The organism is Streptomyces sp. NPDC050264 (assembly GCF_040655895.1).
Classification (GTDB): Bacteria; Actinomycetota; Actinomycetes; order Streptomycetales; family Streptomycetaceae; genus Streptomyces.
This window is the reverse complement of the sequence record NZ_JBFAKV010000003.1, coordinates 166,477-190,856: the sequence shown is the minus strand read 5'-3', so window position 1 is coordinate 190,856 and position 24,380 is coordinate 166,477. Positions and strand designations below refer to the sequence as shown.

Here is a 24,380-nt window from a genome sequence, read left to right as displayed (position 1 = left end):
CCGGGCCCGTCGCATGTCCGTACCGACCAGGGAGCAGATCACCGTGCGCTACGACTTCGACACCCCCGTCGACCGGCACGGCACCTGGTGCGTGCAATGGGACGGCATCACGGACCGCTTCCCGGCGGGGGACCTGCTGCCGTTCACCATCTCCGACATGGACTTCGCGTGCGCGCCCGAGGTGCTGGCCGCCCTCAACTCGCGTATCTCGCACGGGGTGTTCGGCTACACCGACTGGCGGCACGAGGACTTCCGCGGGGCGATACGCGACTGGTTCCGCACCCGGTACGCCACCGAGGTGGACACGGACCGGCTCGTGTACGGCCCGTCCGTCCTCAACCAGATCGCGCAGCTGCTGCGCATGTGGACCCGGCCCGGTGACGGCGTCGTCCTGCACACCCCGACGTACGACGGTTTCCGCAAGGCGATCCTCGGGCTCGGGCGCGAGCTGCGGGCCGTCGGGGTCGACGACTGGGCAGGCCTGGAGCGGGAGTTGGCGCGCCCGGACAGCCGCGTGCTCGTTCTCTGTTCGCCGCACAATCCGACCGGGCACGTCTGGACGGACACCGAGCTGCGGCGCCTCGCGGACCTCGCGCGGACGTACGACGTCGCGGTGATCAGCGACGAGATCCACGCCGACCTGACCCACGACGGGTACACGCATCTGCCGTGGACGCGGTACGCCGACGGACTGCGCTGGGCGCTGGTCACCTCCGGCAGTAAGTCCTTCAACTTCCCTGCCCTGAGCGGGAGTTACGGGTTCATCGGTGACCCGGACGACCACGCCGAGTTCATCCGGCGGATGGGTCACGACGAGGGCCTGGAGTCGCCGGCGGTGCTCGCGCTCACCGCGCACATCGCCGCGTACCGCGAGGGCGGCGCGTGGCTGGACGCCCTGCGCGCGTACACGTACGGCAATCTGCGCCTCCTGGAGGAGCGGCTCGACGCGGCCTTCCCCGAGCTCAAGTGGCGTACCCCGCAAGCCGGTTACCTCGCCTGGATCGATCTGCGCCCGCTCGGCGTCACCGCCGACGAGGAGCTGCAGCGCATCCTCGTCGAGCAGGAGAAGGTCGCCGTCATGCCGGGCGGCACGTACGGGGAGCCGGGCTTCCTGCGGCTGAACGTCGGGTGCCCGCGCGCCAAGGCGGAGGCGGGGACCGACGCGGTCGTGCGGGCCCTGCGGACGCTCACATCGCGTGACTGATCCCCTACGTGGAGCGCGGCCACCCGCATGGCGCAAACTGGAGACCATGAGCCTTCACGAAAACCTGCTCGGGGGACCGCCCCCGACCCACCTGCCCGACGACCCCGAGCCGCGCGAGCTGCTCGCGGCCGGCACGCCCCCGGCGGACGTCGCCGCGAAGTACCCGACCTCCTCGCTCGCCTGGGCGCAGCTCGCCGACGAGGCGTTCGAGCGGGGCAGCGTCGTCGAGTCCTACGCGTACGCGCGCACGGGCTACCACCGCGGCCTTGACTCCCTGCGGCGCAGCGGCTGGAAGGGCCACGGGCCCGTGCCGTGGGAGCACGAGCCGAACCGCGGCTTCCTGCGCGCCCTGCACGCCCTGGCCCGTGCGGCCGGCACCATCGGCGAGCAGGAGGAGTACGAGCGCTGCTCGCAGTTCCTCAAGGACTCCTCGCCGGCGGCCGCGCAGACCCTCGGCTAGTCCCGTACCGCGTGTGAGGCCCGCCTGGGGGTCCCCCCACGCCCTTGAGGCAGTGGGGGATGATCAGGCGGGCCTTGCAGTTTCGGGGGACGATTGTGAAGGATGCGAGGCGGGGACCGGGGCCCCGTGCCGGTAACGGCAGGGCGGACCGCTACCCGGAGTACATATCAGGAGACAGCGATGTCCCATGACGCGGAAGCAACACCGCATCTCGACTTCGCGGGCACCACGCCTTACGAGGACTACGTCCAGGCCGATGTCCTCACCCACCTCCAGCACCTTCGCTCGGACGATCCCGGCGAGATGGTCTTCCTGGTGACGACCCAGGTCATGGAGTTGTGGTTCACCGTCATCGTGCACGAGTGGGAGACCGCGGCCCGGGCCCTCGCCGCTGACGACGTACCGGCCGCCGTGGCCGCGCTGAAGCGGTCGGTGCGCGAGCTGGAGGCGCTGAACGCCTCGTGGCGGCCGCTGGCACAGCTCACCCCGGCCCAGTTCAACTCCTACCGGTCCGCTCTCGGCGAGGGCTCCGGGTTCCAGTCGGCGATGTACCGGCGCATGGAGTTCCTGCTCGGCGACAAGTCCGCGTCGATGCTCGTGCCGCACCGTGGCGCGCCCCGCGTCCACGCCGAGCTGGAGAAGGCCCTGCACGAGCCCAGCCTGTACGACGAGGTGCTGCGGCTGCTCGCGCGGCGCGGCCACGACGTGCCGCTGGCCGTCCTCGACCGTGACGTGTCGCAGCGCTACGAGCCCTCGCCCCGGGTGGAGGCCGCCTGGACGGCCCTGTACGCCGGGGACGAGAGCGCCGAACTCGCCCGTCTCGGCGAGGCGTTGACGGACGTCGCCGAGCTGGTGTGGCGCTGGCGCAACGACCACCTGGTCGCCACCCGCCGGGCCATGGGCGCGAAGACCGGCACCGGCGGCTCCGCCGGTGTGGCGTGGCTGGAGAAGCGCGCGCAGAAGAACGTGTTCCCCGAGCTGTGGACGGCGAGGTCCCATGTCTGAAGGTTCTTCTCCGCACGAGCGGGCGCGCAAGCTCGACGCAGAGGACCGACTGGGCGCGGTGCGCGAGGAGTTCGTCCTCGACGACGTCGTCTACCTCGACGGGAACTCGCTGGGCGCGCTGCCCGCGAACGTCCCCGGGCGGCTCGACGACGTGGTGCGGCGCGAGTGGGGGCAGCTGCGCATCCGCTCCTGGACCGAGTCCGGCTGGTGGACGGCGCCCGAGCGGATCGGTGACCTGATCGCCCCGCTGGTGGGTGCGGCGCCCGGCCGGATCGTGGTCGGCGACTCCACGAGCGTCAACATCTTCAAGGCACTTGTGGCCGCGGTACGGCTCGCGGGGGAGGGGCGGGACGAGATCCTCGTCGACGCCGCCACGTTCCCGACGGACGGATACATCGCCGCGTCCGCCGCCCGGATGACCGGGTGCTCGGTGCGGGCGGTGGCGCCGGGCGAGGTGCCGGGCGCCCTCGGCCCCCGTACGGCGGCCGTCCTGCTGAACCACGTCGACTACCGCACGGGCCGCCTGCACGACCTGCCGGCTCTGACGGCGGCGGTCCGCGCGGCGGGCGCCGTGAGCGTCTGGGACCTGTGCCACAGCGCGGGCGCGCTGCCGGTCGGGCTCGACGAGCACGGGGTCGATCTCGCGGTCGGCTGCACGTACAAGTTCCTGAACGGGGGCCCGGGTTCCCCCGCGTACCTGTACGTGCGGGGCGAGCACCAGGCGGCCTTCGACTCGCCGTTGCCGGGCTGGAACTCGCACGCCGAGCCGTTCGGGATGCGGCCGGAGTACGAGGCCGCGGACGGCGCGCCGCGGGGGCGTGTCGGCACGCCGGACATCCTGTCGATGCTCGCCCTGGAGGCGGCGCTCGCGGTCTGGTCGCGGCCGGACGTCTCCGTCGCCGCGGTCCGCGCCAAGTCCCTCGCCCTGACGGACTTCTTCCTGGAGTGCGTCGAGGAGTACGTCCCGGCGGGGCGGGTGCGGCCGGTGACCCCGGCCGCGCACGCCGAGCGGGGCAGTCAGGTGGCGCTCGTCTGCGACGACGCGGGCGAGGTGATGGACCGGCTGATCGCGGCGGGCGTCGTCGGCGACTTCCGGGCGCCGGATGTGCTGCGGTTCGGGTTCACACCGCTGTATCTGGGGTTCGCGGAGGTGGAGCGGGCGGCGAAGGTGCTCGCCGAGACGCTCACGTGACAGGGGCGCTCGCGTAGACGCCGGCCTCGGCCGCCGCCACGGCGGCGGCCACGGCCCGGTCCGCGTCCGCCCCGGTGGGCGCGGACCCGGTCGTCAGCAGGCGGTAGTACAGCGGGGCCGACACCGCCCGGACGACCTCGGCGGCGTCGGTCCCCGCGGGCAACTCGCCCCGGGCGACGGCCTCTTCGACGGCCGGCGCCCACTCCGCGACGCGCACCTCGTAGAACTGCCGCAGTGCGTCGGCCGTCCGCGCGTCACAGGTCGCGGCCGCGATCACCGCCCGGAACAGCGGCCCCTGCCGTGCGTCCGCCAGCGTCTTGCGTACGAGCAGCGCGTTGGCGCTCAGGTCGCCGCGGAGCGAGCCGGTCGCGGTGCGCGGCAGCGACTCCCGCGCCATCTGCGCGAGCAGGTCGGCGACCAGGCCGGTGGGCGAGCCCCAGCGCCGGTACACCGTGGTCTTGCCGACGTCCGCGCGGCGCGCGATGTCGGCCAGGTCGAGCCGGTCGAAGCCCTGCTCGGCGAGTACGTCGCCGGCGGCGTCGAGCACCGCGGCACGGACACGGGCCGTGCGGCCGCCGGGACGGAGCGTGCCGGGTTCGGGTTCGCTGCTCATGACGGCAAGGGTAACGGCACAGCAGGACCGTTTATGCGGTCACTGTGCGTGTCGACGCACGTCACCGGCCTGGTAGCGTCCGCTTACCGCTGATTCCCGCTGGGTTCGCTGATTCACATGGGGTCGCGCAATTCCATTGCGACGTCGAGAGGTTGGAGCATGCCGGACGAAGCCGCCGCGCGCGCCGAGGCGGAGGAGGCATCGGCCTTCTCGCACCCCGCCGTCCCGCCGGACGTCACCGTCGCGTACGGCGATCACCCGGATCAGGTCGTCGACTTCTACGCGCCCCGCAACGGTGCGACCGCGGCCCCGCTGGTCGTGGCCCTGCACGGCGGCGCGTGGCGGGCACCGTACGACAGAGAGCACCTGGGCCCGTTCGCCGGCTTCCTCGCCCGGCGCGGGTTCGCCGTCGCCAACGTCGAGTACCGGCGCGGCAGTTCGCTGCCGCATCAGGGCGCCGACGGTCCGGTGGCCGGGCGCTGGCCGGAGACCTTCGACGACGTGGCGGCCGCGCTCGACGCGCTGCCCGCGCTCGTCGCGGAGCACCTGCCGACCGCGGACGCCCGGCGCACCGTCGTCACCGGTCACTCGGCGGGCGGCCACCTCGCGCTGTGGGCCGCGGCCCGGCACGTGCTGCCCGCGGACTCACCGTGGCACACGCCGGCCGCGCCCGCGCTGCGCGGTGTCGTGGCGCTCGCCCCCGTCGCGGACCTCGCGCTCGCGCAGAAGCTGGGCGTGTGCGGCGGGGCGAGTGCCCAACTGCTCGGCGGTGAGGGTGAGTTGTTCGACGCCCGGCGCCCGTACGCCGACCCGGCGGAGCTGCTGCCCACCGGCATCGCGACGACCCTCGTCCAGGGCCGCGCGGACACGACGGTGCCGTTCGCGGTGGCCGAGTCGTACGCGGACGCGGCGGCCAGGGCGGGCGAGGTGGTCGGCGTCACATTCCTGGAGGAGGTCGGGCATTTCCCGCTGATCGACCCGGCGGCGGACGCCTGCGCGGTGGTCGCGGAGGAGATCGCGCAACTGGCCTGGTGAGGGTGCCGGGGCCGCCCGCGCGGCCCCGAGTAGTACTCACGGCGGACGCGCAGGACCCGTCTGACTGGGGACGACCCGGGCCCGCCCCGGGCCGTACCGTCGAGGCATGACCGAGACGACCACCACCGGCGGGGCCCCGAGAGACCGCAGCCCCGAGTTCAGCCTCGCGCGCTCGGCGCTGCAAGGGCTGCGCGAGGACCTGTTCCGGGACGTGCGTGCCTACCGTCCGCTGCCCGAGGCGGCCACGGACGGGCCGTGGACCCGGCTGTTCCCGGCCCGCATACGCAAGCACCTGGGGTACTTCCCGCACGCCGTCGTGCTGTTCCTGGCCCTGATCACGCTTCTGGTGGGCATGGGGAGCTTCGGCCTCTACGGCGACGCGATCTCGGTCACCGCGGCCGGGCTCATCGCGGCGCTGCCGGTGGCGCTCACCCTGCTGCGGCCGGTCCTCGCCTTCTGGGTCTCGCTCGCGGCGGCCCCCGTCCTCATCCTGTTGACCAGCGGCAACCTCTACCCCTGGTCGGGCGGCAGCATCTTCGGGCACACCGTCGTGATGATGGTGGTCGCGGCCCGCACCCGGCCCCGCACCGCGGCCTGGATGTGGGTGCTCAGCGCGGTGTACTCGGTGCTCGCCGGGGAGGCCATGGGCGGCCTGGACTCCGGTGTCTCGGCGCCGATGCTGGTGTTCTCCGGCGTCGCCGTCGCCATCGTCACCCTGGTCCAGGTCAACCGCACCACCCAGCGCCAGGTCGTCCGGGAGCGCACGGTCACCGCCGTCGAGCGGGACAGGCGCACGCTGCTGGAAGAGCGCACGAACATCGCCCGCGAACTGCACGACGTCGTCGCGCACCACATGTCCGTGGTGGCGATCCAGGCGGAGGCGGCGCCGTACCGGGTCGAGAACCCGCCGCCCGAGCTGGAGCAGGCGTTCGTCACGATCCGGGAGAACGCGGTGGCGGCGCTCACCGAACTGCGCCGGGTCCTGGGCGTCGTACGGGCGGAGTCCTTCGAGAAGTCCGACACCCCCGAGGCCCCGCAGCCCACGCTCGCCGATCTCGACAAGCTGTTGGAGAACGTGCGGGACGCGGGCCTGACCGTCACCAAGGCCGTGACGGGCGCGGTCCGCGAGCTGCCGCAGGGCGTCGAGCTGTCGGCGTACCGGATCGTGCAGGAAGCGCTCAGCAACACGCTGCGGCACGCGCCGGGCGCCGACGCGGCGGTCGAGGTCTCCTACGTCCTCGGCGGCATCGGCCTGCGCGTCGTCAACGGCAGGCCGAACGCCCTCGCGAAGCCCTCGCCGGGAGCCGGGCACGGCATCACCGGGATGCGCGAGCGCGTCTCGATGCTCAGCGGCGAGATGACGGCGGGCCGGACGGCGGACGGCGGCTACGAGATCATGGTCTTCGTGCCGGTCGCCGCCCAGATCCCGGAACAGCGCGAGCGCGCCGACGCGGCCGGCGACAGGACCGGCGACGAGACCAGTGGAGCGGGCGCATGATCAGGGTGCTGATCGCCGACGACCAGATGATGGTGCGCGAGGGATTCTCGGTCCTCCTCGGCGCGATGCCGGACATCGAGGTCGTCGGTGAGGCGGTCAACGGGATCGAGGCGGTCGCCAAGGTACGCGAGCTGCGCCCCGACGTGGTCCTCATGGACATCCGCATGCCGGAGCTGAACGGCATCGAGGCGACCCGCGAGATCGTGGCCGCCGACGAGGGCGCCAAGGTCCTCGTCCTGACCACTTTCGACCTCGACGAGTACGTCTACCAGGCGCTGCGCGCGGGTGCTTCCGGCTTCCTCCTCAAGGACGCCTCGGCCCGCCAACTCGCCGACGGCGTACGGGTGGTGGCGAGCGGGGAGGCGCTGCTCGCGCCGTCGGTCACCCGCCGGCTGATCACCGAGTTCTCCAAACTCTCCGAGATCCCGAAGCTGCCCGCCGTGCAGAACCCGGACGCGTACGGCGAACTGACCGAGCGCGAGACGGAGGTGCTCGTCCTCATCGCGCAGGGCCTGTCGAACGCGGAGATCGCCGAGCGGCTGGTGGTCGCCGAGTCGACGATCAAGACGCATGTCAGCCGGGTCCTGGTGAAACTGGGTCTGCGCGACCGCACACAGGCGGCCGTCTTCGCGTACGAGGCACGTCTGGTCACACCGGGGTGAGCGGGACTAACGTCCCCGCATGGAAGCCCCCGCCCCGTTCGACCCCTGGTCCCCGGCCTTCGTCGCCGACCCGTACCCCGCGTACGCGGCGCTGCGGGAGGCCGGCCGGGTCCACTGGTTCGAGCCCACGCGCCAGTACCTGATCCCGCACCACGCCGACGTCTCGGCGCTCCTGCGCGAGCGCCGGCTCGGCCGCACCTATCAACACCGGTACACACACGAGGAGTTCGGCCGCACCGCGCCGCCGCCCGAGCACGAGCCGTTCCACACCCTCAACGACCACGGCATGCTCGACCTCGAACCCCCGGACCACACGCGCATCCGGCGCCTCGTCTCGAAGGCCTTCACCCCGCGTACGGTCGAGCAACTGCGGCCGTACGTGGAGAAGTTGGCCGGTGAGCTGGTGGCGGGTCTGGTCGCGGACGGCGGCGGCGACCTGCTCACGGCGGTCGCCGAACCCCTCCCGGTCGCCGTCATCGCGGAGATGCTCGGCATCCCGGAGTCCGACCGCCCCCTCCTGCGCCCCTGGTCGGCGGCGATCTGCGGCATGTACGAGCTGAACCCGCCGGAGGAGACGGCCCGCGCGGCGGTCCGCGCCTCGCTCGAATTCACCGCCTACCTGCGCGAGTTGATAGCGGAACGGCGCCGTCGACCCACCGCCACCGACCTGATCTCCGGCCTGATCGCGGCGCACGACGAGAACGACGACCGGCTCACCGAACAAGAGATGATCTCGACCTGCGTCCTGCTCCTGAACGCCGGGCACGAGGCCACCGTCAACTCCACCGCGAACGGCTGGTGGGCCCTCTTCCGCCACCCCGGCCAACTGGCGGCGCTCCGCGCGGACCACACCCTGATCCCCGGCGCCGTCGAGGAGCTGATGCGCTACGACACTCCGCTCCAGCTCTTCGAACGCTGGGTGCTCGACGACATCGAGATCGCGGGCGTCACCCTCCCGCGCGGCTCCGAGGTGGCCCTCCTCTTCGGCTCGGCCAACCACGACCCGGCGGTCTTCCCCGACCCGGCCCGCCTCGACCTGACCCGCACCGACAACCCCCACATCTCCTTCAGCGCAGGCATCCACTACTGCATCGGCGCACCCCTGGCCCGGATCGAACTCGCCGCGTCCATGCGGGCGTTGCTCACCCAGGCCCCCGCACTGCGCCCGGCCGCGGAACCGTCCCGCAAACCGAACTTCGTGATCAGGGGCCTGGAGGGCCTCCCCGTCGAGCTGTGAACAGCCGGTGCACCAGGGCCCCCGCCAGAGCCCCGGCACCGACCCCGCCGACCAGACAGAGGGGCAGCTCGACGAAGAACACCCGCCACTCCGGCCCCTGCTCGAACCGGTTCACCCGCCCCTGCGCCCGCACGGCCCACACCGCGATCCCGGCCCCGAGCCCGGCGAGCGCGGTGAGGCATCCGGCGGCGGCTTGCGTGCGTTGTCCCATGTCCAGGACGGACGTGCGAATTCCGTGGCCGGTTTCAGGATGCCGGCCACGCGCACGGGTGATCGCGGGGTGATCGGGCCCGCCCGTGCGTTCGCCTCGGCAAAGCTGGTGCCCGCCTGGAAAGGAGGGCACCATGACGGTTATGGCAGAGCGCACGCTGTCCGTGGAGGAGTTCGAGAAGATCGCCGAGTTCTCCGGCAAGGAGACCGAGGCCGTCAGGTTGGAGTTCATCAACGGACGGATCGGGATCAAGGGTGTGACGGACGCAAATCACAGCGCACTCATCATGTGACTGGTCCGGCGGTGCATGCAGGCACGGCCGGAGCTCGACCTCACGCCTACCTTGGGACTCAAGGTCGAGGCGTATCGAAAGGGCCGGGCGGAGCCCGACGGCGTACTTGCCCCGGTGGACCGTTTCGTCGGGCAGGGGAACTGGGTGGATGCCGAGGGCGTCCTGATGACGGTCGAGATCGCGTCGTACGACTCCGACACGTCCGCCCGGGGCCGGGTGGAGAAGCCCGCCGCCTACGCCGAGGCGGACATCCCCGTCCATCTGCTGGTGGACCGGGATGCCGGCGCGCTCATCGTGCACAGCAACCCGGACCCGGAGAACTCGCACTACCGCGACACCCACACGGCTCTCTTCGGCGAGCGCGTCCGGCTGCCCGATCCCGTCGGGATCGAGTTGGACACGGAGCAACTCAAGCGGTACGTCAGCTGACCGCGGTCCCACCGGCGATCCGGCGGGACCACAACACGACAGCACCCGTGTCAGGCCGACAGATCCCGGCGCCGCAGCCCCGCAAGCCCGGCCCCCACGAGCGCGACCGCGATCAGTGTCAGCGTCAGCACCGGAGGCCACGCCATCTCCCCGCCCGGCAGCTTCGGCAAGTGGCCGTACGGGGACAGGCCCATCACCGTCTGCGGCACCTTCAGCGCCGGGCCGATCCAGCCGAGGAGCAGGGCCGCCCCTGCCGTGCCCCACGCGGCCGGCGCGGCCCGCGGGGCGATGCCGTACAGGAGTACCGCGACGCCGCCGAGGGTCCAGATCGCCGGGAGCTGGACCAGGCAGGCGCCGATGAGCGGCCCGACGTCCCGGCCGTGGCCGATCGCCAGGCCGAGGCCGCCGAGGAGCATGATGAGCGCGGCTCCCGCGAAGGCGATCACCAGGTGGCCCGCGGCCCAGCCGAGCCGCCCGACCGCGTTCGCCAGGACCGGCTCCGCCCGCTGCGAGGTCTCCTCGCCGTGCAGCCGCAGGACGGACTGGACGACGTACAGCGCGGCGATCATCCCGAGCATCCCCGCCATCGTGGCGAGGAAGGCGTCGGTGATGCCGGAGCGGCCGCCCATCCGCTCGATGATGTCGAGGGTGTTCCGGTTGTCGCCGATCAGGTCGCTCGCCCCCTCGGCCATGCCGCCGAAGACGGCACCGGCCGCGAGGAACCCCGCCGACCAGCCCGCCAGGCTGCCCCGCTGCAGCCGCAGGGCCAGCGCGCCGGCCGTGCCGAGCCGCCCGGTCGCGGGCCCCGGCCGGCTCGGCAGGAAGCTCATGCCGAGGTCGCGCCGCCCGGCCAGCCCGTACGCCACCGCGCCCTGCAGCGCGACCGCCGCGGCGAACAGGAGGAGCACCCACCAGCGCTCACCGGCGAACGACCGCACCTGCCCGACCCAGCCGAGGGGCGAGAGCCACGTCAGCGCGGACGAGCCGGCGCCGGTCCCCGCGTCACCGGCCGCCCGCAGCACGAACGCGGCGCCGAGCAGCGCCGCCGTCCCGCCCCGCGCGAGCCGCGCGCTCTCGGTGAACTGCGCGACGACGGCCGCCGTCGAGGCGAACACCGCCCCGGCCCCGCCGACCGCGATCCCGAACGCGAGCGCCCCGGCGCCGCCCTGCGCGGCGAGACCGCCCGCGAGCAGCAACGCCAGTACGCCGTCGGCCACCAGGGCCGTGAGCAGCGCGGCCGTCAGCGGCGCCCGGCGCCCCACCATCGCCGCCGAGACCAGCTCCTGACGGCCGCTCTCCTCCTCGTCACGGGTGTGCCGTACGACGATGAGCAGGCTCATCACGGCGGCGAGCACCGCGGCGAACGTGCCGATGCGCCAGGCGGTGAGCGCGCCCAGCGAGTCGGCGAAGACCGGCCCGTACAGGGCGCGCATCGAGCCGTTGGTGTTCATGGTGTGCAGGACGTCGGCGCGCTCGGCGGCCGTGCGGTACACGCTGCCGAGCGAGGTCGGCATGGACAGCACCATCAGCGCGATGATCGCTACCCAGACCGGGATCAGTGCGCGGTCGCGGCGCAGGGCGAGCCTCAACAGCGTTCCGGTGCCCGCCAGTTGGCGACCGCCGCCGGTCCGCGCGGCGAACCGGGTACCGGATACGCCGGGTACGAGGGCGCTCATCGCGACACCGCTTCCTTCTGCGTGCTCTGCGCGTGCGTCACGTCGTCCTGGTAGTGCCGCAGGAACAGCTCCTCCAGGGTCGGCGGCGTGCTGGTCAGCGACCGCACGCCCGTCGCGGTCAGCGCCCGCAGCACCGCGTCCAGCTCGCCGGTGTCGACCTGGAGCCCGACCCGGTTGCCCTGTACGTCGAGGTCGTGCACGCCCGGCAGCCCGGCCAACCCGCTGGGCTCGCCCGCGAGTTCGGCCGTGACGCTGGTCCGCGTCAGGTGCCGCAGCTGCGCGAGCGACCCGCTCTCCACGGTCCGGCCCTTGCGGATGATGCTGACGCGGTCGCACAGCTCCTCGACCTCGCTGAGGATGTGCGACGACAGCAGCACCGTCTGCCCGCGCTCGCGCGCGGCCTCCTCGACGTACGACTGGAAGACCTCCTCCATCAGCGGGTCGAGCCCGGAGGTCGGCTCGTCCAGGATGAGCAGATCGACGCCGGACGCGGCGAAGGCGGCGACCAGCGCGACCTTCTGCCGGTTGCCCTTGGAGTACGCGCGGCCCTTCTTGGTCGGGTCGAGTTCGAAGCGCTCCAGGAGCTCCGCCCTGCGCGCCGTGTCGAGGCCGCCGCGCAGCCGCCCGTACAGGTCGATGACCTCGCCGCCGCTGAGGTTGCGCCACAGGGTGACGTCTCCGGGGACGTACGCGATGGTGCGGTGCAGGTCGACGGCGTCGGCCCAGGGGTCGCGGCCGAGCAGTTGCGCGGCGCCGGAGTCGGCGCGCAGCAGGCCGAGCAGCACCCGGATGGTGGTGGACTTGCCCGATCCGTTCGGGCCGAGGAAGCCGTGCACCTCACCGGCCTCGACGTCGAGGTCGAGGCCGTCCAGCGCGTGCGTCCCGCCGAACGACTTGTGCAGTCCGGAGACCGTGATCGCCTTCGTCATGTTTTCGAACGTACGCTGATTTCACAAACTTGTGAAGTTAATGAAGCGTATAAACTCGCGAGCGGGGACCCGGAGCCCCGGAGAGACGGACGCGGGAGAGATGATCGGGACATGAGCAGCAAGGAAGCCGGACGCGCGCAGAAGGCTGACGAGGCGGAACAGGCGGTCGCGGCCTCCCGTTTCGTCGAGCGGTTCGCGGGCCAGCTCGTCGAGGCAGGCCTGCCCCGGATGCCCGCGCGGATCTTCGCGGCGCTGCTCTCCTCGGAGGCGGGCGCGCTCACCGCGGCCGAACTGGGGGAGCGGCTGCAGGTCAGCCCGGCGGCGGTGTCCGGAGCGGTGCGCTATCTGACACAGGTCCACATGGTCACCCGCGAGCGGGAGCCCGGGACGCGGCGCGACCTGTTCCGGGTGCACGGCAACCAGTGGTACGAGGCCCTCGCGAGCCGCGACAGCGTCCTGAAGCGCTGGGTCGACGCGCTGACGGACGGCGTCGAGAGCCTGGGCCCCGACTCCGAGGCGGGCCGACGCCTCGGCGAGACCCTGGCGTTCTTCGAGTTCGTCCAGACCGAGCTGGGCGGCCTCATGGACCGCTGGCGCGAGCACCGCAAGACGCTCGGCCTGGACTGAACCCGGAGCGGGGGATCACGGAAGTGTCAGGCCCCACGCCCCCGCCCGCACCGTCCAGGTCCGGCTGCGCACCGGGCCCGCGATGGCCAGGGCGTCCGCCCGGTAGCGGAAATCCTCTCCGGACACGGTGACCGCGCGGGCCTGCGCCCGCAGCGGTGCCGAACCCGGGGCCGCCCGCCGGACCTCGACGCGGGCGAGGCCCGTTCCCATGGCGGGTTTCACCGAGACGCCCTCCACCGGCTCGTCGAGGTCGATCAGCGTCACGCCGTCCACCTCGACCCGCAGCCGCGCCTGCGCCCCGGACTCCAGGGTCGTGACGCGCGCGGGCCGCGCCGCGAGCGTGCGCACCAGCGAGCGGCACGTACGCAGCCACGGCGGCCCCGCGCCGATCAGTCCCGCCCGGGTCTCGGCGAGCGGCGGAATGCGCAGACCGCCGAGCACCACCCCGTCGCTCTCGTCCACCAGCAGATCCAGCCGGTGCTCGGCGCCGTCCAGCGCGGCCCGCGCCGCCGCCACCGTCTGCACAGGAATCCCGAGCGAGCGCGCGAGAGAGACCGCACCGCCCACGGGGATCATCGACAGCACCGCCGCGGACAGCTCCCGCTCGCGGTGCAACAGGGAGACCGCACGCACCAGCGCCCGGTCGTCGCCGATCACCACGGGGCGCCGCGCACCCCGTCTGGCCAGCGCTTTCGCGAATTCCTCCGGTCCCTCGGGCAGGCACACCTTGACGCTGGCGCCCGCGCACAGCACGTCCTTGGCGATACGCACGGACTCCCCGTCCGCGCGCCGGGCGACGGGGTCCACGAGCACCAGCACCTGCCTCGTCAGCCCCTCGTCCGTCCGGTCGGATGAATGGTCCAAAGCCGCCACCTCGGCCTTGCCTCGCTTCCTCGGGTAGCATCTTTGTGCAAGAGCCCCTTGCGCTATTGCGCCAGGGGCTTGGTCTATTCCGGGGCACCCCAAGGCTTACGCATTCATCAGTGGCTGCGGCCCCTGACCTTGGACATGCCCCGACCGGAAGGGGTGTACGCCTGTGCCCGCACTTGTGCTGCTCGGTGCTCAGTGGGGTGACGAAGGCAAGGGAAAGGCCACCGATCTGCTCGGTGGATCCGTGGACTATGTAGTGCGCTATCAGGGCGGCAACAACGCCGGCCACACGGTTGTCGTAGGCGACCAGAAGTACGCGCTGCATCTCCTCCCTTCCGGAATCCTCTCGCCGGAGTGCACGCCGGTCATCGGAAACGGTGTCGTCGTCGACCCGTCGGTCCTGCTCTCCGAGCTGAGCGGTCTGAACGAGCGCGGCGTCGACACGTCCAAGCTCCTGCTCAGCGGTAACGCGCACATCATCACGCCGTACAACGTGACCGTCGACAAGGTGACGGAACGCTTCCTCGGCAAGCGCAAGATCGGTACGACGGGACGCGGCATCGGCCCGACCTACGCGGACAAGATCAACCGCGTCGGCATCCGCGTCCAGGACCTCTACGACGAGTCGATCCTCACCCAGAAGGTCGAAGCGGCGCTGGAGGGCAAGAACCAGCTCCTCACCAAGGTCTTCAACCGCCGCGCCATCGAGACCCAGCAGGTCGTCGAGGAGCTTCTCGGCTATGCGGAGCAGATCAAGGGCTACGTCGCCGACACCACCCTGATCCTCAACAAGGCGCTCGACGAGGACAAGGTCGTGCTCTTCGAGGGCGGCCAGGGCACGCTCCTCGACATCGACCACGGCACGTATCCCTTCGTCACGTCGTCCAACCCGACCGCGGGCGGCGCCTGCACGGGCGCCGGCGTCGGTCCGACGAAGATCAGCCGGGTCATCGGCATCCTCAAGGCGTACACGACCCGAGTCGGCGCGGGCCCGTTCCCGACCGAGCTGTTCGACGAGGACGGCGAGGCGCTGCGCCGCATCGGCGGCGAGCGCGGTGTCACCACCGGCCGTGACCGTCGCTGCGGCTGGTTCGACGCGGTGATCGCCCGCTACGCGACCCGCGTGAACGGTCTCACCGACTTCTTCCTCACCAAGCTCGACGTCCTCACCGGCTGGGAGCAGATCCCCGTCTGTGTCGCGTACGAGATCGACGGCAAGCGCGTCGAGGAGCTCCCGTACTCGCAGTCCGACTTCCACCACGCGAAGCCGGTCTACGAGATGCTCCCCGGCTGGTCCGAGGACATCACGAAGGCCAAGACCTTCGCGGACCTCCCGAAGAACGCGCAGGCGTACGTCAAGGCGCTGGAGGAGATGTCCGGCGCCCCCATCTCGGCGATCGGCGTGGGCCCCGGCCGCACCGAGACGATCGAGGTCAACTCGTTCCTGTAGGCGACGGGCCGCAGCGCACCAGCTGTGCACCGACCGCGCCCCGGTCCGCTTCGGCGGGCCGGGGCGCGGTCGTCTCAGCCGGACTTGTCGTACGTCAGGGTCTGCTTCTTGCCGGCCGAGTCGATCATGACGCGGCGCAGCTGTCCCGTGGACAGGAGCGTGATCGTGCTCGGATTGCCGGGCTTGCAGGCGGCCGCGGGCTCGGCGACCACCGGGTCCGTGTCGCCGATGCGCAGCGTGGAGTCCGTCGACGACGTCAACTCGCCCTGGAACACGCAGTGGTAGGGCTCCCCGTTGTTCTGCGTGCCGTCGGCCGTCATGGACAGCACCGTGTCGCCCGAGTTGCCCTGCTGGATGACGATGCGGCGCGGATGGTGCCCGCTGGCGTTGTCGATCGCGCCCGCCCACGTGCCCAGGAACTCCGTGGGGATCTCGCCCGCCTCGGACTCCTGGGTCTGCTCCGGCTCCGTGGACCGCTGGGGCGTGGGGGTGGGCGTCGGTGTGGGCGAGTCGGGGCCCGGCTGGACGGGGGCCGTGGGGGACGGCGACCGCGTACCGTCCTGGGCCTTCGCGTCCGGCTTGCCGTCGTCCTTCATCAGGGCGTAGACCGAACCGCCGGCGCCGAGAGCCACTATCAGGGCGACCGCGATCAGCGCCGCCGTGGAGCGGCCCCCGCGCGGGGGCTCCTGCCGCGGGGCGACGAGCGGCGGGACGCCGGGGCCGTAGGGCGGGGTCGGGCCGTAACTCCCCTGCGGGTAGCCGTAGGCGGCCGCCTGGTGCGGATAGCCGTACGCCGGCGGATTGTGCACGGGCGCGGGAGGGGGCGTGGGCGCGGGCGCCGGGGGCGGGGCCGCGGGCTCCTGGCCGACCACCATCGTGGGCAGATGGCCGAGCTGGGCGGCGCCCGGCTTCCCGGGCGGCGGCACGGGACTCCGCGCCTCCTGTCCCGGCGCCTCCTGGCCCTGTGCTCCCTGCTCCTGAGCCGCCTGCTCCGGATCCTCGGAGTCCAGCAACTGCACGGCGTGGCGGCCCAGTTGGGCGACGAGCGCGCCCGGCAGCCACGGGTCGCGGGTGCGGCCGCCGTCGCCCAGGGTGTCCTCGGCGCCGGTCCGCTCCAGGATCTCCGCCGGTGAGGGACGCTCCCCGGGCTCTTTGCGCAGGCAGTCCCGGACGAGCTCCTGCAGCCCCTCCGGGAGGGCGGCCAGGTCCGGCTCCTCCTGGGCGATACGGAACATCAGGGCGTGCACCCCGCTGTTGGACGTGCCGAAGGGCAGCGCGCCGGTCGCCGCGTACGCCAGGACCGAACCCAGGCAGAACACGTCGCACGCCGGGGTGATCCGGTCGCCGCGCACCTGCTCGGGCGCCATGAATCCGGGCGAGCCGACGAGTGCGCCGGTGCGGGTCAGGCCGCCGTCGGTGACGGTCTCCAGGGCGCGCGCGATGCCGAAGTCGATGACGCGCGGGCCGTCGATGGTGACCAGCACGTTCGACGGCTTGAGGTCGCGGTGGATCAGCCCCGCCTCGTGGATGTCCTTGACCGCGTGCGCGAGGCCGGCCGCGAGAATGCGTACGGAACGCTCCGGCAGCGCGCCGTAGTCGTGCGAGACGACCTGCTGCAGGGCCGGGCCCGCGACGTACCCCGTCGCCACCCACGGGATCTCCGCGTCCGTGTCCGCGTCGAGCACGGGCGCCGTCCACGCGCCGCCGACCCGCCGCGCGGCCTGCACCTCCTGCCGGAACCGGGACCTGAACTCCTCCTGTTCCGCGAGCTCTTGACGGACCAGCTTCACCGCGACGGTGCGGCCGCGCTCCGAGCGCGCCAGGTACACCTGTCCCATGCCGCCCGCGCCGAGCCGGCCCAACAGCCGGTACGCGCCGATGTGTTGCGGATCCCCTGACCCCAGCGACTCGAGTCTCTCCATGTCGCGCCACCCTCCCCCGTACGTGACCAACAAATCGAGAATAGTGCGGCTATACGACAGAGAGGCCCGGCTTGTCTTCTACGGTTCCGTAACGAGTACGCAGAGTGATACGTGGAGAGGGATGCGTATGGAAGTTTGCTTCCGGTAAACGGAAAGGCCCGGGAACGCCCCCTATTCACCAGGAGACCGTGTGATCCCCGCCGTACGCGCCATAGGGCGCGCCGCACTCGCCGCCCGGCCGCTCTCGCTCGACGAACTCAACAGCAGGGCCCAGCTGTTGACCCGCCGCGACCAGCGCTATCTCGTCCCGGTGGAGGTCTTCGCGGACTTCGCGGCGCTGCTCACGGACCCGCGGCGGGCGGGCGGCCCGTTCCGCGCGCTGTCGGTGGGCGGGCGGCGCTGGTTCGCGTACCGCTCGACCCATTACGACACCGCCGACCTGCGCACGTACCACGACCACCGGCAGGGACGCCGGCTCCGCTACAAGATCCGCGAGCGGCTCTACCGGGACAGCGGCGAGCGGCAGTTCGAGATCAAACTGACGGACGGGCGGGGCGAGACGGTCACGCACCGCCGCCGCCTCACCGGCGAGGAGCAACTGCTCGACCCGGCCGGGCAGGGCTTTCTCGCCGGAGTGCTGGGCGGGGTGTACGAGGTCGAGGCGCCGGGGGAGCTGCGGCCCTCCCTGGTGACCGACTACCAGCGGGCCACGTTCGTCGCCGACGGGCAGCGGGTCACCTGCGACGCGGGCCTGGTGGTGCGGGAGGCCGCCGCGGACGGGCGCTCCGTGCGGGCCGACGGCGGTCTGGTGCTGGTGGAGACCAAGACACGCGGGCCCCTGACGGAGGCGGACCGGCTGCTGCACCGGTTCGGGGTGCGGGCGTGCGCGTTCACGAAGTACGGCGGAGGACTCGCGGCGCTGTACCCGGGGCTGGGGGCGGAGCGGTGGGTGCGGGACGCTTTTCCGGGGGCCGCCTAGTCGCCGTGGGGGCGGTGGATTCGTGGGCGTCCGCGGCCCGGTGGGGCTTCTCGCGCGGTTTCCCGCGCCGCCGGAGCGCGCGGCTCCGCCGCAGCCTCATGAGGCTGGGCCGACGCGCCTCTCAGGGGCGCGGGGAACCGCGCGCTCGGCCACGGCGGTGGCGCGCCTTCGGGACGGCGGGGCCCGGCAGACGCCCGGCCCCCTCCGGCGCGGCGCACACCCGGGGCGACAGGGTGTCGCGTTCATCGCTGTCCCACAGACAGGACGCCGATAGTGCGGCGGCATCCCGCGCATTTACCCTCGGGCCCATGACCCCTCAGCCGAATCCCCAGGTCGGCGCCGCCGTGAAGGCCGCGGACCGCGCACACGTGTTCCACTCCTGGTCCGCACAGGAGCTCATCGATCCGCTCGCCGTCGCCGGTGCCGAAGGCTCGTACTTCTGGGACTACGACGGCAACCGCTACCTCGACTTCTCCTCCGGGCTCGTCTACACGAACATCGGGTACCAGCACCCGAAGGTCGTCGCCGCGATCCAGGAGCAGGCCGCGACGATGACGACGTTCGCGCCCGCCTTCGCCATCGAGGCGCGCTCCGAGGCCGCACGCCTCATCGCCGAGCGCACCCCCGGCGACCTCGACAAGATCTTCTTCACCAACGGCGGCGCCGACGCCGTCGAGCACGCCCTGCGGATGGCCCGCCTGCACACGGGCCGCCCGAAGGTACTCTCCGCGTACCGCTCGTACCACGGCGGCACCCAGCAGGCCGTCAACGTCACCGGTGACCCGCGCCGTTGGGCCAACGACACGGGTACGGCCGGTGTCGTCCGCTTCTGGGCGCCCTTCCTCTACCGCACCCGCTTCTACGCGGAGACGCAGGAGCAGGAGTGCGCGCGGGCCCTGGAGCACCTGGAGGCGACGATCCAGTTCGAGGGTCCCTCGACGATCGCCGCGATCATCCTGGAGACCGTCCCGGGCACGGCGGGCATCATGCTGCCGCCGCCGGGCTACCTCGCCGGCGTCCGCGCGCTGTGCGACAAGTACGGCATCGTCTTCGTCCTCGACGAGGTCATGGCGGGCTTCGGCCGTACGGGCACCTGGTTCGCGGCGGACCTGTACGACGTGACGCCGGACCTGATGACCTTCGCGAAGGGCGTCAACTCGGGCTACGTGCCGCTGGGCGGCGTCGCGATCTCCGCCGCCATCGCCGAGACCTTCGCCAAGCGCCCCTACCCCGGCGGCCTCACCTACTCCGGGCACCCGCTGGCCTGCGCCGCCGCCGTCGCCACCATCAACGTGATGGAGGAGGAGGGCATCGTCGCGCACGCCGCGAAGCTCGGCTCCGAGGTCATCGAGCCGGGGCTGCGGGAGCTGGCCGAGCGGCATCCGTCGGTCGGCGAGGTGCGCGGCACCGGCATGTTCTGGGCGCTCGACCTCGTACGGGACCGGGAGACGCGGGAGCCGCTGGTGCCGTACAACGCGGCCGGGGAGGCGAACGCGCCGATGGCCGCGTTCGCCGCCGCCGCCAAGGGGCAGGGCCTGTGGCCCTTCGTGAACATGAACCGCACGCACGTGGTGCCGCCGCTGAACATCACGGAGGCGGAGGCCAAGGAGGGCCTGGCGGCGCTGGACACCGCGCTCGCCGCCGCGGACGCGCACGTGGCGTAGGTCCCGGGCGGGGAGCCGGCCGGTGGGCCGGGCGGGTGAGGGGGTCGGCCCCCTCACTCCCTCCGGCTCAGCCTCGGCCTCAGCTGAAGATGATCATCGAACCCTGGGCCAGGCTGCGCGTCGCGGCCTGGTGCAGGCCCAGCCAGACGTGCCGTTCCCGGGCGAAGGGGCTGTCGTCCGGCGGAACGGGCGCGGCCGGTTCCTCCAGCGCCGTGGGGGCCGCGGGCGGAGCGGGCGGCCGGGGCGGGTTCGCCGGGTCGATGCCGATCGCGGGCGCCACGTACTCCAGCTCGCGCAGCAACGCGTGGGACGAGCCCAACGGGCCCCCACCCTCCAGGAGTTCGTCGTTCGACAGCGGCGCCGGGAAGTCCACGGGGACGTACGCGCCCGCGTGGTCGTAGTGCCACACCAGATGCGACCCCTGCGCCGTCGACTCGAACATCTCCAGCAACTGCTCGTAGTCACCGCCCAGTTCGTCCACCGGCGTGACGGCGAGCCCGCACATCTGCAGCAGGTACGCCCGGCGCAGGAAGTGCAGCGCGTCGTAGTCGAACCCCGCGACCGGCGCCACGTCGCCGGAGAGCCCCGGCATGTACGCGTACACCGGTACCGATGGCAGGCCTGCCTCGTGCAACGCCTTGTCGTAGAGCGCGAGTTCCTCGGCGAAGGGATTGTCGGGGCTGTGGCACAGCACGTCGACGAGCGGGACGAGCCACAGGTCACAGGCCAAGGGGGCTCCTCAGGACTCCGGTTGCACGGCGTGTTCCAGGCGTACGTCAGGGTAGTGTGCGGCAGCCCGCCACAGCCCTGTCTTGCAGCTACCCAACCTCAGGCGCTCTGCTCACCCGAGAGCCGCTCGATCAGGCTGAGGGAGTCCATGTTGTACGACGCGATGATCGCGTACGCGGCCGGGGCGTCCCGTCGGGCCAGGGCGTCCACGAGATCGCAGTGCCCGGACCACAGGCTGCCCTTGAGGTCGCCGGCCCGGCGCAGGTGCGGGACCGCGCACATCCAGGACTGGACGCGCAGCCGGTGGAAGAAGTCGGAGAGGTACGGGTTGCCGAAGAGGGCGGAGAGCTCCCGCCAGAACCGCAGGTCGTAGCCGATCAGGACGTTCAGGTCACCGGCCCCGGCGGCGCGGGCCGCCTCCTCGCCGCGGCGGCGCACACCGGCGAGGGCCTTCGGGGAGCTCGCATCGGGCTCGGAGTTGTCGGCCAGGCCGCGGAAGATGCCGTCGGCGACGAGGCTGCGGGCCTGGATCATCGCGCGGTAGTCCGCCAGGGAGTACTCGTGGACGCGGAAGCCGCGGTGCTGTGCGGAGTCGAGCAGCCCCTGTGCCGAGAGGTCGACGAGGGCCTCGCGCACCGGGGTGGCCGACACCCCGTACCCGTCGGCGATCTCCTTGACGGTGAACTCCTGGCCGGGGCTCAGGCGGCCCGCCAGGATCTCGTCGCGCAACGCGTCCGCGATCTGCCGGCGCAGGGTGTTGCGGGTGACGGCGGGGCCGTCGAAAGCGGGCACGGGTCGGGTCCCCCGGTTGGGCTGGCGATGGATGGTGCTCGAACGCCGCCCCACCCTATGCCTCCGGCCCGGACCCGCCGTCCGCGCCCCGGGCGGCTACCTGGGCTCCGGCGGGCGCTGCCTCGGCATGTTCGGGCGGGTGCCCGGCGGGAGCGGGAAACGGCCCTGGGGCGGGTCCGGGGGGCGGGACGGCGAGGGGGACACGGACTGCAGGGGCAGCGGGGCGGGACCGGAGCGGAACTCCAGCATCCAGTCCGCCGTCTCGGCCCGGACCAGCTCCGTCACGTCCTCCGAGAAGCGCCGCAACACGGACAGGCACCGCTCGGCGGCCTCGCTCGCCGTGCCCTCGGTCGGGCCGAGCACCTCCCGGACACCCTCCGACGCCCAGTCGAACTGCAGCACCTGCAACCGCCGCTGCACGGCCTGCGCCGTCGCGACATCGCGCATCCAGCCCGAGGTCAGCCCGGCATACCGGTCGCACCCGGCACAGGCCACCGCGAGCAGCAGCGCGACGTACCCCCAGAGCGCGGCCCCGCTCACCACCCCGGTCAGTTCGAGCAGCGGCAGCACGCCCCCGGCGACCGCCGCGAGCACCGCCCCGCCGCGCAGCGCCCGCGCCCCCCGCCGCTTCCACACCCGGTCGGCGAGGTACCAGGACACGGTCAGCAGGGCACCCCGCTCGACCCACCGGTACAGCTCGTCGAGGCGCTCGGCGGGCTCGGCCCAGTCGCCGAGCGGGAACGCGCGTCCCATCAGGTCGCCGTCCGAGCTGCTCCGCCCCTCGTCCCGCCCCTCCTGGGGAGGTCCTTCGGGCTGCATCTCCGGCTGACTCACCCGGCACTCCCTCGACTGGCACTGACTGGCACTGACTGGCACTGGTTACGGCTGGGGCTGAATGTGCAGCATCTTCCTACCGCCCAATGGGTGGCCAAGGTCCCGTTTTCGCGGGTTTTCCGCTCAGAAGTGGGCCTTGATCAGGTATAGGAGATCAGCCCGTCTCACTCGAAAGAGTGCAGTGCCAGGTGCCGGGGCGGGCGCCCCCCGGACCACGTAGGCTCGTTTCAGGGGTACGCACCCCCCGAATACACCCGCGGACGGACCGCGGCGAACCGCGACGACGAATCGGAACAGGAGCTGATCGTGATCCCCGGTGGTGGCCAGCCCAACATGCAGCAGCTGCTCCAGCAGGCCCAGAAGATGCAGCAGGACCTCGCGGTGGCGCAGGAGGAGCTGGCGCAGACCGAGGTCGAGGGCCAGGCGGGCGGAGGGCTTGTCAAGGCGACGGTGACCGGCTCCGGCGAACTGCGCGGCCTCGTCATCGACCCGAAGGCGGTCGACCCGGAGGACACCGAGACCCTCGCCGACCTGGTGGTCGCGGCGGTCCAGGCGGCCAACGAGAACGCGCAGACCCTGCAGCAGCAGAAGCTCGGCCCGCTCGCCCAGGGACTCGGCGGCGGCAGCGGCATCCCGGGCCTCCCCTTCTAGGGCCGGCGCCAACTACCGTACGTACCAGGCACCAGAGCAGCATTTACGGAAGGCATTCGACCCGTGTACGAAGGCGTGGTCCAGGACCTCATCGACGAGTTGGGCAGGCTGCCCGGCGTCGGTCCCAAGAGCGCGCAGCGGATCGCCTTCCACATCCTGCAGGCGGAGCCCACGGACGTACGGCGCCTCGCCCAGGCCCTGATGGAGGTCAAGGCGAAGGTCCGCTTCTGCGCGACGTGCGGCAACGTGGCGCAGGAGGAGCTGTGCAACATCTGCCGTGACCCGCGCCGCGACCTCACCGTCATCTGTGTCGTCGAGGAGCCCAAGGACGTCGTCGCGATCGAGCGCACCCGGGAGTTCCGGGGCAAGTACCACGTGCTCGGCGGCGCGATCAGCCCGATCGAGGGCGTGGGTCCGGACGATCTGCGGATACGAGAACTTCTCGCCCGCCTCGCCGACGGGACGGTCACCGAGCTCATCCTCGCCACCGACCCGAACCTGGAGGGCGAGGCCACGGCGACGTACCTCGCCCGCATGATCAAGCCCATGGGCCTGAAGGTCACCCGCCTGGCCAGCGGCCTCCCCGTCGGGGGCGACCTGGAGTACGCGGACGAGGTCACCCTCGGCCGGGCCTTCGAGGGGAGACGACTCCTAGATGTCTGACGCCACGCTGCACGCCACCGCTCCGGATCCGGACGATTTCGCGGTCCAGATCTCCGACCAGATCGAGTCGTTCATCGTCGCGGTCACCGAGATCGCCAAGGGCGACGAGCCGGACTCGGCCATCCCGTTCCTGCTGCTCGAGGTCTCCCAGCTGATGCTGGCGGGCGGCCGGCTCGGTGCCCACGAGGACATCGTCCCGGACGAGCGCTACGAGCCGGACCTCGGCCCGGAGCAGGACGTGGACGAGCTGCGCGAGCGGCTGGCGCTGATGCTCGAACCCGTCGACGTCTACTCCGAGGTCTTCGACCCGTACGAGCCCCGCAAGCCCCGGGTCGCGGCCAGGATCTCCGACGACCTGACCGACGTCGTCACCGATCTGCGCCACGGCATGGCCCACTACCGCGCGGGCCGCGTCACGGAGGCGCTGTGGTGGTGGCAGTTCTCGTACTTCTCGAACTGGGGCTCCACGGCCTCCGCGACCCTGCGCGCGCTGCAGTCCCTGGTGGCGCACGTCCGGCTGAACCAGCCGCTGGACGACCTCGACGGCCTGGACACGGACGAGGACCTCGCGGCCGCCGAGGACACCCTCGCCGAGGAGGCCGGGCAGGTCATGGTCGAGGAGATCGCCGGGCCGCTCGGCCTGCGCACGGTCAAGTAGGGCGGCGTCCGGTGCGGGCCCACGGGGTCGCATGTGACCCGCCCCACTATTCCGCTTGCGCCCGGCCGGGTCTGGGCATGCGCTTGATCGGGCGGCCG

At 72.3% G+C, this 24,380-nt stretch carries 24 protein-coding genes and 1 pseudogene; 16 read left to right on the top strand and 9 right to left on the bottom strand.

From position 1 onward, the window contains the following. Positions 1–13 precede the first annotated feature (13 nt). From AB0J02_RS06025 to kynU, 4 genes are all read left to right on the top strand, one after another. Positions 14–1,204: an aminotransferase class I/II-fold pyridoxal phosphate-dependent enzyme gene (locus tag AB0J02_RS06025; RefSeq protein ID WP_363192357.1), complete on the top strand. Its 1,191-nt coding sequence runs from the start codon at positions 14–16 to the stop codon at positions 1,202–1,204. A gap of 46 nt (positions 1,205–1,250) precedes the next feature. Then, positions 1,251–1,664, top strand: a complete 414-nt coding sequence (locus AB0J02_RS06020) for a DUF3151 domain-containing protein (protein ID WP_363192356.1) — start codon at positions 1,251–1,253, stop codon at positions 1,662–1,664. A 180-nt stretch (positions 1,665–1,844) separates the two neighbouring features. After that, positions 1,845–2,669, top strand: a complete 825-nt coding sequence (locus AB0J02_RS06015; protein ID WP_363192355.1) for a tryptophan 2,3-dioxygenase family protein — start codon at positions 1,845–1,847, stop codon at positions 2,667–2,669. Then, the gene (gene kynU / locus AB0J02_RS06010; protein ID WP_363192354.1) at positions 2,662–3,861 is read left to right on the top strand and encodes a kynureninase; all 1,200 of its coding nucleotides are present in this window, start codon (positions 2,662–2,664) and stop codon (positions 3,859–3,861) included. Before AB0J02_RS06015 ends, kynU begins: the two co-directional genes overlap by 8 nt. On the opposite strand, the gene AB0J02_RS06005 is transcribed toward kynU, so the two are convergent. Beyond that, the gene (locus tag AB0J02_RS06005; protein ID WP_363192353.1) at positions 3,854–4,474 is read right to left on the bottom strand and encodes a TetR/AcrR family transcriptional regulator; all 621 of its coding nucleotides are present in this window, start codon (positions 4,472–4,474) and stop codon (positions 3,854–3,856) included. The genes kynU and AB0J02_RS06005 overlap by 8 nt on opposite strands. 159 nt (positions 4,475–4,633) lie before the next feature. Between AB0J02_RS06005 and AB0J02_RS06000 the strand changes: the two genes are divergently transcribed. The 4 genes from AB0J02_RS06000 to AB0J02_RS05985 all read left to right on the top strand — a co-directional run bounded on the left by AB0J02_RS06000 (position 4,634) and on the right by AB0J02_RS05985 (position 8,906). Then, positions 4,634–5,509, top strand: coding sequence for an alpha/beta hydrolase (locus AB0J02_RS06000; RefSeq protein WP_363192352.1), 876 nt, complete (start codon positions 4,634–4,636; stop codon positions 5,507–5,509). Positions 5,510–5,615: 106 nt separating this feature from the next. Continuing rightward, a complete protein-coding gene (locus tag AB0J02_RS05995; RefSeq protein WP_363192351.1) occupies positions 5,616–7,007 on the top strand; it encodes a histidine kinase in 1,392 nt (463 codons plus the stop codon). Beyond that, positions 7,004–7,669, top strand: coding sequence for a response regulator transcription factor (locus AB0J02_RS05990; protein ID WP_363192350.1), 666 nt, complete (start codon positions 7,004–7,006; stop codon positions 7,667–7,669). Before AB0J02_RS05995 ends, AB0J02_RS05990 begins: the two co-directional genes overlap by 4 nt. A gap of 19 nt (positions 7,670–7,688) precedes the next feature. Then, positions 7,689–8,906 carry a cytochrome P450 gene (locus tag AB0J02_RS05985; RefSeq protein ID WP_363192349.1) on the top strand — a complete coding sequence of 406 codons (1,218 nt, stop codon included), beginning with the start codon at positions 7,689–7,691 and terminating at the stop codon, positions 8,904–8,906. Here AB0J02_RS05985 and AB0J02_RS05980 read toward each other — a convergent pair. Then, positions 8,872–9,117 carry a hypothetical protein gene (locus tag AB0J02_RS05980; RefSeq protein WP_363192348.1) on the bottom strand — a complete coding sequence of 82 codons (246 nt, stop codon included), beginning with the start codon at positions 9,115–9,117 and terminating at the stop codon, positions 8,872–8,874. The two genes, AB0J02_RS05985 and AB0J02_RS05980, sit on opposite strands and share 35 nt — an antisense overlap. A gap of 133 nt (positions 9,118–9,250) precedes the next feature. Here AB0J02_RS05980 and AB0J02_RS05975 point away from each other — a divergent pair. Further along, positions 9,251–9,838, top strand: a pseudogene (locus AB0J02_RS05975) (Uma2 family endonuclease). A gap of 50 nt (positions 9,839–9,888) precedes the next feature. Here the strand turns inward: AB0J02_RS05975 and AB0J02_RS05970 are convergent. Both AB0J02_RS05970 and AB0J02_RS05965 read right to left on the bottom strand, forming a co-directional pair. Next, complete coding sequence (locus tag AB0J02_RS05970; RefSeq protein ID WP_363192347.1) at positions 9,889–11,514, bottom strand: ABC transporter permease; 1,626 nt, start codon at positions 11,512–11,514, stop codon at positions 9,889–9,891. Further along, positions 11,511–12,443 carry an ABC transporter ATP-binding protein gene (locus AB0J02_RS05965; RefSeq protein ID WP_363192346.1) on the bottom strand — a complete coding sequence of 311 codons (933 nt, stop codon included), beginning with the start codon at positions 12,441–12,443 and terminating at the stop codon, positions 11,511–11,513. Before AB0J02_RS05965 ends, AB0J02_RS05970 begins: the two co-directional genes overlap by 4 nt. A gap of 228 nt (positions 12,444–12,671) precedes the next feature. On the opposite strand from AB0J02_RS05965, the gene AB0J02_RS05960 reads away from it, so the two are divergent. After that, complete coding sequence (locus AB0J02_RS05960) at positions 12,672–13,070, top strand: MarR family transcriptional regulator (protein WP_363192617.1); 399 nt, start codon at positions 12,672–12,674, stop codon at positions 13,068–13,070. A gap of 15 nt (positions 13,071–13,085) precedes the next feature. On the opposite strand, the gene AB0J02_RS05955 is transcribed toward AB0J02_RS05960, so the two are convergent. Continuing rightward, positions 13,086–13,934, bottom strand: coding sequence for a diacylglycerol kinase family protein (locus tag AB0J02_RS05955; protein ID WP_363192345.1), 849 nt, complete (start codon positions 13,932–13,934; stop codon positions 13,086–13,088). Positions 13,935–14,106: 172 nt separating this feature from the next. On the opposite strand from AB0J02_RS05955, the gene AB0J02_RS05950 reads away from it, so the two are divergent. Next, the gene (locus AB0J02_RS05950; RefSeq protein ID WP_363192344.1) at positions 14,107–15,390 is read left to right on the top strand and encodes an adenylosuccinate synthase; all 1,284 of its coding nucleotides are present in this window, start codon (positions 14,107–14,109) and stop codon (positions 15,388–15,390) included. 74 nt (positions 15,391–15,464) lie between these two features. Here the strand turns inward: AB0J02_RS05950 and AB0J02_RS05945 are convergent, their stop codons facing one another. Then, positions 15,465–17,312 (bottom strand): protein kinase, encoded by a 1,848-nt coding sequence (locus tag AB0J02_RS05945; RefSeq protein WP_363192343.1) that lies wholly within the window; start codon positions 17,310–17,312, stop codon positions 15,465–15,467. A 190-nt stretch (positions 17,313–17,502) separates the two neighbouring features. Between AB0J02_RS05945 and AB0J02_RS05940 the strand changes: the two genes are divergently transcribed. Both AB0J02_RS05940 and AB0J02_RS05935 read left to right on the top strand, forming a co-directional pair. Further along, a complete protein-coding gene (locus AB0J02_RS05940; protein ID WP_363192342.1) occupies positions 17,503–18,291 on the top strand; it encodes a VTC domain-containing protein in 789 nt (262 codons plus the stop codon). A 308-nt stretch (positions 18,292–18,599) separates the two neighbouring features. Then, complete coding sequence (locus AB0J02_RS05935; RefSeq protein WP_363192341.1) at positions 18,600–19,955, top strand: aspartate aminotransferase family protein; 1,356 nt, start codon at positions 18,600–18,602, stop codon at positions 19,953–19,955. Positions 19,956–20,034: 79 nt separating this feature from the next. Here AB0J02_RS05935 and AB0J02_RS05930 read toward each other — a convergent pair whose 3' ends face one another. The 3 genes from AB0J02_RS05930 to AB0J02_RS05920 form a co-directional block, all read right to left on the bottom strand. Then, positions 20,035–20,685 (bottom strand): hypothetical protein, encoded by a 651-nt coding sequence (locus AB0J02_RS05930; protein ID WP_363192340.1) that lies wholly within the window; start codon positions 20,683–20,685, stop codon positions 20,035–20,037. 98 nt (positions 20,686–20,783) lie between these two features. Beyond that, the gene (locus AB0J02_RS05925; RefSeq protein ID WP_363192339.1) at positions 20,784–21,476 is read right to left on the bottom strand and encodes a GntR family transcriptional regulator; all 693 of its coding nucleotides are present in this window, start codon (positions 21,474–21,476) and stop codon (positions 20,784–20,786) included. A 96-nt stretch (positions 21,477–21,572) separates the two neighbouring features. Next, complete coding sequence (locus AB0J02_RS05920) at positions 21,573–22,310, bottom strand: SLATT domain-containing protein (protein WP_363192338.1); 738 nt, start codon at positions 22,308–22,310, stop codon at positions 21,573–21,575. A gap of 306 nt (positions 22,311–22,616) precedes the next feature. Between AB0J02_RS05920 and AB0J02_RS05915 the strand changes: the two genes are divergently transcribed. From AB0J02_RS05915 to AB0J02_RS05905, 3 genes are all read left to right on the top strand, one after another. After that, positions 22,617–22,961, top strand: coding sequence for a YbaB/EbfC family nucleoid-associated protein (locus tag AB0J02_RS05915; protein WP_324771350.1), 345 nt, complete (start codon positions 22,617–22,619; stop codon positions 22,959–22,961). 63 nt (positions 22,962–23,024) lie between these two features. Further along, positions 23,025–23,624 carry a recombination mediator RecR gene (recR, locus tag AB0J02_RS05910; protein ID WP_116511760.1) on the top strand — a complete coding sequence of 200 codons (600 nt, stop codon included), beginning with the start codon at positions 23,025–23,027 and terminating at the stop codon, positions 23,622–23,624. Beyond that, a complete protein-coding gene (locus tag AB0J02_RS05905; RefSeq protein WP_363192337.1) occupies positions 23,617–24,282 on the top strand; it encodes a DUF5063 domain-containing protein in 666 nt (221 codons plus the stop codon). Before recR ends, AB0J02_RS05905 begins: the two co-directional genes overlap by 8 nt. The last annotated feature ends 98 nt before the right edge of the window (positions 24,283–24,380 follow it).

What these genes read in the sequence shown, in the direction of transcription:
- AB0J02_RS06025 (WP_363192357.1), top strand. Translation starts at nt 14, where the DNA reads ATGTCCGTACCGACCAGGGAGCAGATCACCGTGCGCTACGACTTCGAC.
- AB0J02_RS06020 (WP_363192356.1), top strand. Translation starts at nt 1,251, where the DNA reads ATGAGCCTTCACGAAAACCTGCTCGGGGGACCGCCCCCGACCCACCTG.
- AB0J02_RS06015 (WP_363192355.1), top strand. Translation starts at nt 1,845, where the DNA reads ATGTCCCATGACGCGGAAGCAACACCGCATCTCGACTTCGCGGGCACC.
- kynU (WP_363192354.1), top strand. Translation starts at nt 2,662, where the DNA reads ATGTCTGAAGGTTCTTCTCCGCACGAGCGGGCGCGCAAGCTCGACGCA.
- AB0J02_RS06005 (WP_363192353.1), bottom strand. Translation starts at nt 4,474, where the DNA reads ATGAGCAGCGAACCCGAACCCGGCACGCTCCGTCCCGGCGGCCGCACG.
- AB0J02_RS06000 (WP_363192352.1), top strand. Translation starts at nt 4,634, where the DNA reads ATGCCGGACGAAGCCGCCGCGCGCGCCGAGGCGGAGGAGGCATCGGCC.
- AB0J02_RS05995 (WP_363192351.1), top strand. Translation starts at nt 5,616, where the DNA reads ATGACCGAGACGACCACCACCGGCGGGGCCCCGAGAGACCGCAGCCCC.
- AB0J02_RS05990 (WP_363192350.1), top strand. Translation starts at nt 7,004, where the DNA reads ATGATCAGGGTGCTGATCGCCGACGACCAGATGATGGTGCGCGAGGGA.
- AB0J02_RS05985 (WP_363192349.1), top strand. Translation starts at nt 7,689, where the DNA reads ATGGAAGCCCCCGCCCCGTTCGACCCCTGGTCCCCGGCCTTCGTCGCC.
- AB0J02_RS05980 (WP_363192348.1), bottom strand. Translation starts at nt 9,117, where the DNA reads ATGGGACAACGCACGCAAGCCGCCGCCGGATGCCTCACCGCGCTCGCC.
- AB0J02_RS05970 (WP_363192347.1), bottom strand. Translation starts at nt 11,514, where the DNA reads ATGAGCGCCCTCGTACCCGGCGTATCCGGTACCCGGTTCGCCGCGCGG.
- AB0J02_RS05965 (WP_363192346.1), bottom strand. Translation starts at nt 12,443, where the DNA reads ATGACGAAGGCGATCACGGTCTCCGGACTGCACAAGTCGTTCGGCGGG.
- AB0J02_RS05960 (WP_363192617.1), top strand. Translation starts at nt 12,672, where the DNA reads ATGCCCGCGCGGATCTTCGCGGCGCTGCTCTCCTCGGAGGCGGGCGCG.
- AB0J02_RS05945 (WP_363192343.1), bottom strand. Translation starts at nt 17,312, where the DNA reads ATGGAGAGACTCGAGTCGCTGGGGTCAGGGGATCCGCAACACATCGGC.
- AB0J02_RS05935 (WP_363192341.1), top strand. Translation starts at nt 18,600, where the DNA reads ATGACCCCTCAGCCGAATCCCCAGGTCGGCGCCGCCGTGAAGGCCGCG.
- AB0J02_RS05905 (WP_363192337.1), top strand. Translation starts at nt 23,617, where the DNA reads ATGTCTGACGCCACGCTGCACGCCACCGCTCCGGATCCGGACGATTTC.